The 13,946-nt window shown below is 35.2% G+C and carries 7 protein-coding genes; 1 reads left to right on the top strand and 6 read right to left on the bottom strand.

Translation table 11 applies throughout. The features are described 5' to 3' along the window. Positions 1–195 precede the first annotated feature (195 nt). The 4 genes from B5D25_RS12190 to B5D25_RS12205 all read right to left on the bottom strand — a co-directional run bounded on the left by B5D25_RS12190 (position 196) and on the right by B5D25_RS12205 (position 9,951). Positions 196–2,835, bottom strand: a complete 2,640-nt coding sequence (locus B5D25_RS12190; RefSeq protein WP_078788239.1) for a hypothetical protein — start codon at positions 2,833–2,835, stop codon at positions 196–198. Beyond that, positions 2,835–3,692, bottom strand: coding sequence for a phage tail domain-containing protein (locus B5D25_RS12195; RefSeq protein WP_078788240.1), 858 nt, complete (start codon positions 3,690–3,692; stop codon positions 2,835–2,837). The genes B5D25_RS12190 and B5D25_RS12195 overlap by 1 nt, the downstream gene beginning before the upstream one ends. 18 nt (positions 3,693–3,710) lie before the next feature. Then, the gene (locus tag B5D25_RS12200) at positions 3,711–3,968 is read right to left on the bottom strand and encodes a hypothetical protein (protein ID WP_078788241.1); all 258 of its coding nucleotides are present in this window, start codon (positions 3,966–3,968) and stop codon (positions 3,711–3,713) included. A gap of 64 nt (positions 3,969–4,032) precedes the next feature. After that, positions 4,033–9,951: a hypothetical protein gene (locus B5D25_RS12205; protein ID WP_159444179.1), complete on the bottom strand. Its 5,919-nt coding sequence runs from the start codon at positions 9,949–9,951 to the stop codon at positions 4,033–4,035. A gap of 85 nt (positions 9,952–10,036) precedes the next feature. Here B5D25_RS12205 and B5D25_RS12210 point away from each other — a divergent pair, with 85 nt between their 5' ends. Then, positions 10,037–10,585, top strand: a complete 549-nt coding sequence (locus B5D25_RS12210; protein ID WP_078788243.1) for a hypothetical protein — start codon at positions 10,037–10,039, stop codon at positions 10,583–10,585. Positions 10,586–11,073: 488 nt separating this feature from the next. Here the strand turns inward: B5D25_RS12210 and B5D25_RS12215 are convergent, their stop codons facing one another. Next, the gene (locus B5D25_RS12215; RefSeq protein ID WP_078788244.1) at positions 11,074–12,504 is read right to left on the bottom strand and encodes a phage tail tape measure protein; all 1,431 of its coding nucleotides are present in this window, start codon (positions 12,502–12,504) and stop codon (positions 11,074–11,076) included. 225 nt (positions 12,505–12,729) lie between these two features. After that, complete coding sequence (gene tnpB / locus B5D25_RS12220) at positions 12,730–13,833, bottom strand: IS200/IS605 family element RNA-guided endonuclease TnpB (protein ID WP_078788245.1); 1,104 nt, start codon at positions 13,831–13,833, stop codon at positions 12,730–12,732. Positions 13,834–13,946: the final 113 nt, after the last annotated feature.

Here is a 13,946-nt window from a genome sequence, read left to right on the forward strand (position 1 = left end):
TCTGCTTTCGCAACTATCACGTTTGAGTTTGTTTCATCCCTACGTTGTAGTTCTATTAGCTTTACGCATTTCCAGCATATTCGTTTGCTTTGTTGGACAGATTTCTCCGCCACTACGTACAAGTTTCCTTATACGCTGACTATTTTGTAAACGCTCACTTACTCACGACTAAAGTCACGAGTTTGCGTTCGCAATTTAATCAATGTGCGTTCCAGTTTTTTCTATTTCGCTATAATTTTCAGAATATATATCTCCGGAGACAATTTGGCTACCATATATATATCCCGACTGTACAAAAGTGGAAGACAATCCATAATCTTCATCGCTCTTAAATGTCTGAGCATCCTTATCGTATTTTGTATAAGTATGTTTTCCAAGTGCGAGAGATGCAGTTTCCCAATTGTCCTTAGTAAACGCCAACATATTATTAGTAAGTTTAACTTGTTCTGGAGAATAATCTTCTAGAACATCTATATACTCACGACCAGTCAGCCCATGATCATCTATAGTTATCTCTTGATTTTCTCCGCTTAAAATATTGTATCTGGCAGAATCCAAACCTTCTTGAACAAACGTATTTATGATTGTCTGAGCTTCATTTCCTTGTTCTGCCTGATGTGCAACATAATTATATGTAGTCGCCATTGATGAACTTTGACGTAATATACTTTGCACATCATTCATTGTAGTATTTGTTTTTGAAACATTTGAGAATGTTACTTGCAAAGATTCTGGAGAATCATAATCATACCCAAGATTGATAAGACGAAGTTTATATAGTCGGTCATCCGCCTCGCAAATAATCCAATCGCCAATCTGAAAATTATTTTTAAAATCCTTAAATTCTTCAGTATTTAAAAAGTTATTCAAAGTACCGGTTAAGTTATACTGTAACTCGCTCGCCTTATACAATTCATTTTCGGCAACTTCGAATAATTCCGTAGCTTTCTGTATAAGCTGTTCATTGTTTAAATTCGTTGATATATAATTTGAATTACTATATGTATCTTCTCGAAGATATAGATTAAACACAGTCCATAATTCATCGCCAATATAGTCTCGAAAATTTAAATCTCGCTGAATAGCTTCTCTGCCGGATTGAGTTGTGTCAATATTTTCTTGCCAACCATTAACCGTAATTTCTCTAACCTCGGCTTCCTCGTCTATCCATTTCTTTCGATGGAAGAGTGGCAAATACAAATCATCATATAGCTCTTGCCTATAAAGATATTCTTGGTTGTCCGTAGAACCTTTAGTAGTGTCTGCGACTCCTTGTTTTATAAGGATTTCGAGTACAGACTGATAAGTATTACTAAATGAATTAAGTCTGTCTAACGAATAATCCTCCAAAGCTGTTTTAAATTCAACATCATCCTCAATGTTAAAAATAGTAGTGAATGACGCATCACTACGATCTAAACTTTTTTGAATTTTTTGCTCCAAGAATTCCTCATAATCTTCATTGATACCAACCATTTTCTTTACTTCACTAGTTGCAGAATCTTGAGTTCCGTCAGGATTGACTTTGCCAAGACTCGTTACTGTAAATTTTCCTTCCCACACTCGAACGCCTTGGGATATACCTCCAAGTGTAGACTCAGAAACTGTTACAGTATATCTAGGATCAACCAATACCTTTGCATAATTCTGCACCGCCAAATCCGCAGAAGACTTTGATGTAGTTTCTAACTTCTGAACAGATACCGAAAAAACTTGACTCATTAATGCATGTAACTGTTCAAGAGCAGTGGTATCTTGAGGGATTGGAGTCTCAGGAGCCATAGATGTTTTATAATACAATTTCTGATCTTGCGCATAGTACCAATCATCCGTAAGAGATGTGTACTCCGCCATTTTTGACTGATACAATTCATTGTAGTCGTTAATTTTATCCGACAATTCTTTTGGCATATCTGCCAACGTCTCGGCAGAAAATCTATATATATAATTCGATTGATTTGGATTTATATTACGAACAGTTGCCGTCAATAAATCATCGCCACCAACCACTCTGAAGCAATTTTTTACATTGTCCGTATCTCCGTTAACGCTTATTTGTGTGGCAAAATTCTTGGGTGAAATAAATACATTTTGGCGAACCCCATATCCTTCGATAAAATGTTTGCCCCCACATTTTGGACACGTATCAACAAAATCCCCTCTAAACCCGCAATCTTCACAAGTGTTATTTAAGTCATATACTGAAATAGAACGATTAGCTGAATTGAATTGAAATAAACAACCAATTTCATTTGCTACAGTATTTGCGAAAAAATCATATACAGTGCTTTCGCTAACAGTAAATGTTCTCTGGATTCCGGCAATTGTTGAGTCTACGTGATCTACAGTCCACTCCGAACATTTCTCCGACAAGACTCTGTCTAAAAGAGAACCCTTCGGATCTTCCGGATTATAAAGAACTGTAACCGTATATGTAGATTGCCCGTTTTTATCCTTGGACAAAATATCCACTTCGTCATTACAATGAAAATCTCTTAAATATTTTTGAGATAATTCACGCTCACCCGCAGAAACACCAACACAATGTTTTATAGTTTCATCAGTTTCGTCTATATCCACTTCAAGTTCATAATACTCATCTTGTTCTTTTACATATATATATTTGAAGTCGACTATCTGATTCCATAAACTACATTGCTTACCATCCGAAAATTTATGGACATCAAACGAAATTTCCTGATGAGAAGCCATATTAAATTCATTTGATATGTTTGTTATATTATCTATTAATCCAATGTTATTATGCCATCTTGTACAAAGAATAATGGTAGGAGAAGAGATGTGATGAAAATAATCATAAGTAAATTTTCTCATTATAATCCCACCTTTCTAATTTGATTATATGTAAGTACAATATGTGCGTCACAATTTCCAATAGTCATTTCTGTATGTTTATTATTATATTCATTCACAAATCGTGGAAATGAATAATTGAAATCTTTTGCCATTACATGTTCTGGATCATCAGATTCAATTTGTAAAATGTCTCCGCCGTGAATTGTTATAGTTTCACCTTCTGACACGTTCTGCACAGATGTGAGATTGAATGGATATGTTGTAATTTGCAAATCCGGAAATTCCGTCGACACATTACTCAAAGTTAGAGTCATATCAAAATAGCAGTATCCTTCCTCATCTGATTGAAAATATGGGAATTCGTTAGAAAATTCGACTTGTTCGCCACCTTCTTCTATAGTATAAGTAGTTGTACCATCGCCGTTATCCACTGAATCAAATTCATAACTATGTGTTTCAAATGCATATGGAGCGTTTGAATTAACGGTTATCTTTAAGCCGATAACATCTCCAGCATAAACAATTTTATCCACCTTGTTTTGTACCTTATACCATATGCTGTTTGGTTCGCCGTTTTCGTCCACATAACGAAATTCTTTATATTGTTTTCTAACAAGCCACCTTGTCATATTAGAAATGTCTTCTTCGGTCAAAACCATATCTTCATTATTTTCACAAGGAGATTTCATAATGGCGAAAACCCTTGAATAATTATCTTCGTATTCATGTGCTACCATGTGAGAAATATCTGACATAGCAGCTCTTATTGTTTTATATGTCATGGAAGAGGTTGGTAATTCTTCGTCTTCAATATTGTCGTAATAAACCATATAGCCCTTAGACGAAAGACTTTCTCCATCAAACATGAAGTCCATAACTTCACCTGCCTTTCCCTATTTTTCTTTTTTAACCTTTTTTCTCAGTTCCTTAACCTGCTGAAGAAGTTTAATATAATCACGCTGACATTCATGTGCTTCTTCAATAATCTGTTCGTATTCTTTTTGAGTTTTTTCTAATATTTTTTCTTTCTCTTCTAGATATTTGTTTTTTGCTTCAAAGTCTGAAATTGTTTTCTTAAGTTGGCGATTTTCTTCTGAAAGTCTCTCAACCTTTTTTGAAAGTCGCTCCATTCTCCATGTCTTATCTAGCATTTCCAATCACTCCTTATTAAAATAGGAGAGTGCCCGAAGACACTCCCCATTATCATTTATATTATCAATATTTTTTCTTGCTAAGTTTTACTCCATTAACAGCTTCTCCCAGAGTTATCTGCTGAATAAAAGCAGTAAGCTTCGGATCTTTCTTAAGCTGAGTCTTGAATTCTTCATAATTATTTACATTAGGAAGACTGATAGAAATAGAATTAGCATTATTGATTGTGTTACCAATATTCTTTGTAGGTATTCCCGTAGTGGCAAATTTTCCCTTGGCAATATCCCAAAGATTATCTGTCATTTGTGCAGTAAATACCTTGTCCCCAGTTCCGAGAGGCATTAACAATGAACCATCATCCTTACGGAAGATAAGTTCCGCACCTTCTTCCTGAGTCCAAGCAATCTGATCATGTGTGATTCCCTTTGAACCTTTGGCATATTTATTGTATGCAAATGGAGAAAGGTCTTTGATGCCTTGATACCTTCCAATCCATGCTCCACTATGAATATATCCTTCCGCCCAAAGTTTATTAACAAGATTCTGAACTTTGTCGGCATCGAAACCTTTGGCTTTAAGACGATTCCATCTATTATCGCCATCGCCCCAACCATATCCACCATTAATAATTGCAAGAGCAACACCATAATAGTCTTTGTCGGAACGCTTACTTGTAGATGTGTTTGTCGCCTTATTTGCAGTAGAAGATGTCTTTGTCGAAGATGTGGTTTTTGTCGACGGAGCAGTAGCCTTCTTAGCGGCAGAAGTATTTGCGCCCGCCGCAACTTTACTAGAAGAACTCTTAGCAGCAGTAGGCTTCTTGCTTTCCGCATCCACAATAGCTTTAGATTTTACACCCATAGCATGAACATACTTCTTAATATCCTCAATTACCGCCTGTACATTAGTAATAGCAGTAACAACTGTAGTTGCGGAATTCTGCAAATCCATAGTAAGCATCTGCTGATTTCCATTAAGTATATTTTCGAAATTATCAGTAAGATCATATCCAACTTGTTTTGCTTCATCACTAATTGTGGTAGCAATTAAGTTTGCATTATTATCTACGTGGTCTATCATGTCGGTCATAAGAGCGTCTATATCATCTAATCTGGCATTCAATGTCTCAGAATAATCATTATACATATCATCCAAGAATGTTTCCGTTTCAGAGATATATTTATCCCACTGTGTTTCCTCAAGCTGTTTCTGCGCATCCTCCAAATTCTGACGAAGTTTCTGTATTGTCGCATTGGCTTCTTCGCTATTATCACCTTCGTAGGCAGCAAGTTGCTTTTCAATGTCGCCAATATCTTTAACCTGCTTTTCTATATTCTGCTGATAAGAATAGAGGTCTCTTGCGTCATGGAGACTCTTCTTGTATTGATCTATTAACTTCTGAAGACTTTCTAGATGTTTATTAATAGCATCACTCACAAGACTCTTCATCGAATCTTTTAATTGCTCCGAACTCTTAATAGCGTCTTGCTGTGCCGAAACTAATTCCTCGTAACGTTCAACAAGAGTTTTGTTTGCTGGATCCGCAGCGATTTCTTTCTCAAGCTTTTTTCTTTCCTTAGCGTAATCCATAGCTTTTCGCATATATGTTTCATATTGAATAGCATACATGCCAGCAGTAGCTTCGCCACGTTCATTGAATATACCGGTATCATCAAACAATTTCTCGTTAGACATAAGATCTACGAAGAAACTAGCTTCCTCATTTATCTTTTCAATTCTATCTTCGATCCAATCGAACATATCCCAATCTAATTGGCGAATTGCATTGTTTAATTCAACTGTCTTAGTTTTGGAATCCTCAATTGCTTTTGCCACAGAATCTATTTCTTGACACATCTGATTCCAAGCGGAAGAGTTCTTTTGTATACTTCCTTCCGCAACCGCCTCATCACGTTTTTCTATAAGGTCTACATATTCGCCCTCTAAATAATTGAGATTTTTACTCTCAAGTTTAAGAAGATCTTTATAATATGTTTTGCTTACAAAGTATCCATGTTCTTCAGTACGTGAAATTTTCGCATCTATTAAATCGGCAGAATCAGTTATGAATGCAATTAATTCTTCATATTCTGACTTTATATTTTCGAATCTAGTTTGAGCGAGGTCACCAAGTCTAATTCTGAGATCCTGAACCGCATCACCAGCTTGAACAGATTTTTCATATAATTCTTGATAATTCTTAATTATATCTGAAAGGAAGTGGTTCTGAATTCTTTCAATATCATCACCAGTCATTAATCCTTCACGAACTTTACGTTGATATTCTCCGGTTGCCCATGCAGCTCTAGCCTCGTCTAATAATTTCTGGTCATGTTCACGTACAACTTCATCATTTTCACCATAATCATCGTCGCTAAGACCTTTACCATTATTAACCTTGACAAGGTTGGCATTTCGCATATATTCTGACTGCGCAATCTGTTGAGCTTTTATTTCTTCGGTAACTTCCGAAATTTCATTAGCAAGAGCTTTGTTACGATTTCCCCAAAGAGTATATGAATTTCCAACAATCTTATCCAGACGATTGATTTCTTCTTCGATACGCTTGATTGCAACTTCGATCCAATCGAATGTTTCTTCGGCTTCTTCTTTTGGCTTTGTTGAGTCGGATCCACCGCCACCGCCTCCGCCTCCGCCACTACCAGAAGAACCTCCACTGGATGGAACATAATTGGCACCCGAGCCAACACTTCCTCGTTTACTTGTGGCAACAATTTCAAAGTTATCAAACGTTATTGTGTCGGCAACCATAGCAGCTGCTGAAGCAATACCTCCAAGGATACCAGATCCCGGTTTAGGAATTCTAAACGAACTTGTTCCAGTGTTTCTATAATTAATACTCATGCCAATTTGACTAAATGCCGCATTTGCCGCATTTGCCGCCGCCTGAGAACTATTTACAAGTTCAGATAATCCATTCATGAAATATGAGTCATCAAGATAAGCCCATGTTTCTATATCCTTTGAACTGGCATAATCTATAAGTTCTGTAAGTTTCTGAACATCGTATTCGTATTCTTCGGTATTAAGGTTTGCATTAATAAGAACCTCAGTTCCGTTTATAAGTGCGAGCTTTGCATAAAGTCGATCAAGAGCCTCATTGTCTCCTTCGATAAGGAGTAAAATATCTTCTAAATTATTAGCAATAAATTCGTCATCAATTTGCGCCGGAGCAATCATCTCTCCGGTTTCAATATTATAACTACCAAGCATATTGCTTACAGATTCTTTGATACTTCCCGCAGCTTCTTTGAATTCTTTTGAGTCTTTGGCATATCCAGTTAATTCTTTACGATGAGCACTAACTGCATCGGCAAGAGCAATAAGATTTTTGCGACTCTGCTTATATGTATTATTTAAACGAGTTTCGACAACCGTTTCGGCATTTTCAATACCCATTGCCTTAAGCTGTTCTTTTGCCCATTCCTTTCTTTCCTCAGTTAGATCTTCCAATATTCCCGTCTGATCTATATAAGCAGTAGTAAGCTCATCTATATTTTTCTTTGCATCGTCAGGACTTTCTATCATTTTCTGCTCGAAATCTTCAAGCGCCACAGACAAATCGCCAACTTCTTTTCCCGCATCTTTGGCTTCCTTAACAAATTTCTTGAATCCGCTTTCAATATTATTCAAAAGAGCTGGATCCGCAAAACCGGTAGCTTGCCCATCTTTAGCTTCTTTATCAACAGTTTGACTATATAAGTCCTTAAGACTTCCTGTCGCCGTCTTTAAATCAGCCATTAAATCGACAGAAGTAGAAGCTTTTAATTTAATCGGATTGTTTTCTGTAATTTCTTGAAGTTTCTTAAGGTATTCCTTAAGAGCTGCCTCACCATTATGAAGAACATCTTGTGGTATCTCGCCGTTGTCTAAAGCATTCTTCCAAAAGTCGAAATCTTCTTTGGACAAAGAATCAACAAATGCTTCATATTCTTTTTTAGCCTCTTGTTCGGCTTTTTGTTTACGAGGATCAAATGATATATATCCAAGATTTGTTTCAGAAGAATAATCTCCGCCGTTTATTAATTCATGATATCTGTGAATTTCTTCAGCGGCTTTTTCTGCCGCCTCAACAGTATCAAAACTAGCACCAATTTGTAGATTTAAATCATCTTCTCTTGTCCCGGCAACAACACCTTCAGCGTATTCTGTCAATTCTTCAGGAGTTAAAACACCCTTAAATTCTCCAGTTTTTGGATCGACAATTATTGGAGTAAAGTTTATATACTTTGTCCCCTCTTCATTTCCAAAGGTACTTGAATATACAGTAGCATAGCCTTGACCAACGTCTTTCCATCCAGCATTATTAAGATAAGCAGTGTTAACTTTTGGTCTGTTTGTTAAATCGACATTTCCACCTTTACTAAGTTCCTTAAGTATCTTATTAACATCATATGTACTCTTAGAACTGCCAGAAAAATTATCAACAATAAACGCATCTTTGACTCTATTAATATCAGAATCAATATCTCCAAAACCAAGTATGTTAGCTAGATCAATATATTCGACGCCTAACAGTTCTGCAAGTTGTCTAATATATTCTTTAATCTTTTCGATGTTTTCAACAAACACTCCTTCGGATGTATCAATAGAAAAGATTTTATCCCAATAGTCTTTAAAAGCTTGTTTAGTTTCTTCACTAGCCGTAATTTTACCAATAATATTGTTCAGATCAAGTTGTATTTTATTGAATGCCTCAGTATAATTACCACCATGGTCTTTAATTACATCCGAGTAATCATAGTTAAGAAGAAGACCATCATATATTTTTCTTTGTTCATCGGTAAGTTTTTTGTAATTTTCATCATCAACAATTTGTGTTGAAATATAATCATACATTTCCTTGTTTTTTGCGGAAATTATAGATTTATGATTTCTTATTTCCCTATCCCAATTGTCTTCAATTACCTTAAATGCCGAGGCTAACTTTTTACGATCCTCTTCTTCAAGATAACTTAAATCTATCTCGCCGGTAGTCTGATATTGAACCATAGCATCGTCCAAATCAATTTTTACTCCCGATGCCTTGGCAGCTTCATTTAAGAAATCCCATTTACGATATGAAGTCCATTGACCACCATAATTTGTCAATTTTCCCGATTCAATAGAAAATTTTTGATTTTGAATTGACTCTAAATGTGCCGCAGCTTCATCTAAAAGTATATTTTCATTTCGAACATCATCTACAAAACCTTTCCATACTTTTGGCATCTTTTTGCCAATTTCCGCATTTGCAGCTTGGCGTTCTACCTCGACAAGTTTTTCAAGGCTTCTTACAATCGTATCTACATCCCCGGAAAGATTTAGAATAGCATCGCCATTTTCATCATATCCCTGTGTTAATGTTGGAAATACTTCAGCAAGTTGGTTACTTAAATCAAGAAATTCTTTATATTCATCATTGGAAAGTGTACCTTGACTTTGATTAATCGTTCCTAAATGATTTACTTCCTGTGCAAGTTCGGCAAAACGTTCCTTAGTATTGTCAACAGTGTCAGCCGTACTCTTGAATTCATCTTGGATTTTCGAAACTTCATCTCGGGCTTTCTTCGCAGCCTTCTGAATATATTTTGATGGGTCTAACTTTTTATCAACCCATCCAATAAACTTATCTATAGCTATCGAAACAACAGTTGCGGCGAACATCGAAACTATGCCATTAACAATACCCTTAAAGAAGTTTTTAATATTAGTTCCCAAAACCGTAGATTTCTGAGAAGCTTCTTCCATTTTTAACTTAAGGTCATTAAGTGCTTCAGCTCCGGTTTTATCCGCTTTTTGTGCTGCTTTTTGGATTGAATCAAGCTGTTTTGAAACATTATCTCCAAGATGTCCCCATTCGGGATCATTAATAAAATCTTCATTAAAAAAGCTTTTAGGATTATTACTATAAACATTATATACTTGTGCAAGTTTACGAGCATCCAAATCATTTTGTCTATGTTGCACAATTCCACCCAATAGTGTACTAGAATCCTTTGTATTAAATAGCATAATAATGTATAATAATTCTTGTGAAATATATTATATATGGAGGTGTTTTTTTATGAGTGAAAAATTAAAATATTGCCCAAATTGTTTGGGAAATAATGTAAAAAGTAAATATTTAGTAATTGATCCTGAAAGTCCCTTAGCTAAGTTAAAAGGAAGTAATTTAAGTCTACTATATTATTATACTATGTATAGAGGCTTTTTCACCACCTTTACATACTTAGACAATTCCACTTGTCCAAAATGCAAAACTAAACTAATCGAGATGAACTTAACAGAAGATGAATGGAATATCTTAAATGCTATTTCTCTCGAACAGGATTTTGTATTTGCAATGGACAAACTTAAACAAGATAATATTATCGAATTTACCACTAAAATGTCGGAATTTAAAGAAATACACAAAGAATGGTATATTAATCGACACCAACCAGTCGAATCTCAACAATCTCAGTCTAATATTCCCAAGTGCCCAATTTGTGGCAGTACCAACATAAAAAAAATATCCGCCACTAAACGTATACTTAGCGTCGGAACACTTGGTCTTGCCGGTAGCGTTGTTGGTAAAAATCAACAATGCAAAGATTGTGGCGCAAAGTGGTAACAACCTATAACTTATTTAAGTAATATGTTAATAACAAGTTTAAAAAATAATTTGGAGTGAGGAATTTCCTTACTCCTTTTTTACTCTAGCACAAGACCCCGACAGAAGAGTAATAGTTCTGCCGACGGTTGACTTTTTCACAACTTTCTCACGGTTGTGTTGTGGACTCTACCTTTACGCAAAATCATTGAATATATTCAATAACTATTTTACGCACCCACTTGGGAGCCTCTGGGAGCGGCACTTTCTCCAACGGAGTAGTTCGCCTCTCTGCTGATTGACACTATAATTATTTTGTCGCAAAATCGCAACAAGTGAGATTTATAGTGGTTTCCAGTCCTTATGCGAGCCTCACGGTCATCGCAAACTGCGGAGTCACCCACAGTTATATCAGTGGTTTTTCTTGTGCACCCTACACCTTTCGGTGGTCTTTGTGTTTTATCCACGGGTTTTAGCCGTAGCACGGGGATACACCTGAGCCTATTTAATTAACCCAGCTTTTGGGAGCCTAAGACAGTAGCTCCGCCAATGATAAGTGATTTAAATAATCCAAACTTATCAATTATTTTGTCAATAATTTCTAACAATTTAGTTCCGGTGTTTACTAATCCTTTAAGAAAATCAGAATTAATTGCATCATACGATAATTCTTCAAGAGTAGCTTTTGCCTGATTAATAGAGTATGTAATACCTTTTTCAAAGTTTTCTTGTTCTCTACGAGCAGATCCAGCAGATTCTTCCGCAGTTTGGTATGCTTCCTTTAAGTGGTCTAAGTTACCTAACACGGCAGCAAGTCTATTAGCCTGTCTTTTACCAGCTAGGGCTTCTAATAATGCCGCTTGATCAATATCGCTTATTTCACTCCATTTATCACCAATTTGTGTAATTATAGTATAAATATCTTTAAAAGTATTTTTATCTAGCATTATATCAACGCCAGTTATACCTTTTACTAAGTCACGAAGTTTAGACGTAGATTCTACCATATCTTCCGTGTCTTCGCCCATATCTTCAAGTTCCGATTTGGCACCTCTGATACGAGCACTAACAGTAGTCCACATACTTCCAACAGCATCAGGATCCTGAACTATTTCATTTGTAGCCGTTATTAATGCAATACTTTGAGATAAATCCGTATTTGCTGCACTAAATGCCGCCGCCGAACGCTGAAGACTTTCACCTATACCACCAGATGAAATTGCGAAATTGTTACTTACTTCGTTAAATTTATCAACAACACTGATTGCATCGTCGGCTTCCATTTTAAATCCACGAAGTGTAGATATAAGAGATTCATTAGCAGTATTTATATCAATACCATCGCCTACATTTTTATATAACATAGCAACTTCTGCCAATTCTTTTGAATCGGGTACGTTGTATCCTAACCTTGACCAATCGGCAGTGGCGCTAATCGTGTCAGTTATAGTTCCACCAATATCTTTTGCAGTATTAGCATACGACTGAAAGTCAGACTCGAGATCTTTAAGGCTGGTATTTGACACCTTAGACAATTCTATAAAAGCGTCATTAAGTTGGACAACATTAGTGACTGCCTGTCGAGCATAACGAATGATATCCTGAAAACTAAAATATTGGGCAATATATTTAGAATTCATATCTCTTAGTCTTTGTTTTATTTGATCTATAAAACTAACTCCAGTTTTTCCGGCGTTTATTATTTCAGACTCAAGTTGATTAACATCGGCTATAATTCTCTTGGCAACATCAACATTTTCAGCTTCTTCTAATTCTTTTCTTAAACCTTTAAATCTATCTTCATATTGTTTACCCATGGCTGAATTCTTAGCTATTATTTGATCAATTTTAAGGGCAATATTAGATAGGGTTTTTTCTCCGGCTTTTTTTACATTTCCCAATGCTTTTTTGGATAAAGTATCTTCAATGTTAGTAGCCAATACAGATATTCTATTATCTATTTCATCAAGCGGAACAACACCGGCTTTTAATTGATTAAGAAAGTCAGTTAATTCAGATTCTGCGCTTTTAAGTTCATCAACAAAATCTTGAGTGTATTTCTGAACCTCACACGACTAAAGTCGCGTGGTTCTCGGGACTAGTAAACTAATGTCTACTTCATTACCGAGCTAACCCCGCAGTTCCTGCGGTTCTTATATTATTATCTAAGCTATTTGTTTTAATCCTTCATTAAGTATATTTATTGCAGCATTAATATCCCTATCTAATATAGATTTACAATTAGGACATATCCATTGTCTAACCCCTAAATCCTTAGTGATAGGAAATTTATTACCACAACAACTGCAAATTTGACTACTTGCGAAATATCTACCTACTTTAATAATAATTCTTCCATACCAATCTGCTTTGTATTGAAGTTGGCGAGTAAATTCGCACCATGAAACATCTCCGATATTTCTTCGCATATCCTTTCTATTATCTTGTATCATTTCGGATATATTAAGGTCTTCAATACAAATAATATCGTTTTCTTTAATAAGTTCAGTAGATAATTTCTGTAAAAAGTCATGACGTTGATTTCTAATCTTTTCATATTGTCTCGCAACTTTTATTCTTGTTTTATTCCAATTAGAACCACCTCTTGTTTTTCGAGATAATTCACGTTGAAGTTTGGCAAGTTTATTTAAAGATTGCTGTAAATATTTCGGATTAGAATATTTAACACCATCACTTGTAATTGCAAAATCTTTAATACCTAAATCTATTCCTACTTGATTGTTTGTTGGTGGTAGATGTTTTATTTCTATATCTGTACAACAAAGAGAGCAATAATATTTACCGCTAGGATCTTGCGAGATAGTAGCATTAAGTATTCTGCCTTGTGATATTTGTGTATCTCTTGTTTTAACCCAACCAAGTTTAGGTAGTTTAATATGATTGTTTTGAAATTCAATATTATTATTTGTACAACTAGTTCTATAAGATTTTTTATGATTTTTCTTCGATTTAAATCTTGGAAAACCGGAATGCTCCTTAAAGAACTTTTTATACGCCTCATCTAAATCTTTCAAAGATTTCTGTAGAGAATCCTTATCTGGCTCTCTCAACCATTCTAATTCTTTTTTAAGACTAGTTAAATCTTTACAACAATCATAATAGTTTAATGAAGTTTTATTTTCCTGATAAGCTTTTATTCTTTTGTCTAAATAATAGTTATAAACAAACCTAACACAACCAAAAGTTTTATGTATTAACTCTTGTTGTGTTTTATTTGGATATATTCTATACTTATAAGCTTTCTCCATAACTTCTCTCCATAAAATAACAAAAGACAAAGAAGACCACATAAGAATGTGTAATACATAAACCGTCGTCTATGCCTTCTTTGCCTTGGTAAAATATATATTAATTTCTTCCT

Origin of the sequence: Eubacterium ruminantium (genome assembly GCF_900167085.1) — a bacterium.
In the GTDB taxonomy this organism is placed as follows: Bacteria; Bacillota; Clostridia; order Lachnospirales; family Lachnospiraceae; genus Eubacterium_Q; species Eubacterium_Q ruminantium.

Excerpts from the sequence above, each read along its gene's own strand:
- B5D25_RS12200 (WP_078788241.1), bottom strand. The coding sequence starts at position 3,968 with ATGCTAGATAAGACATGGAGAATGGAGCGACTTTCAAAAAAGGTTGAG.
- B5D25_RS12195 (WP_078788240.1), bottom strand. The coding sequence starts at position 3,692 with ATGGACTTCATGTTTGATGGAGAAAGTCTTTCGTCTAAGGGCTATATG.
- B5D25_RS12190 (WP_078788239.1), bottom strand. The coding sequence starts at position 2,835 with ATGAGAAAATTTACTTATGATTATTTTCATCACATCTCTTCTCCTACC.
- tnpB (WP_078788245.1), bottom strand. The coding sequence starts at position 13,833 with ATGGAGAAAGCTTATAAGTATAGAATATATCCAAATAAAACACAACAA.
- B5D25_RS12210 (WP_078788243.1), top strand. The coding sequence starts at position 10,037 with ATGAGTGAAAAATTAAAATATTGCCCAAATTGTTTGGGAAATAATGTA.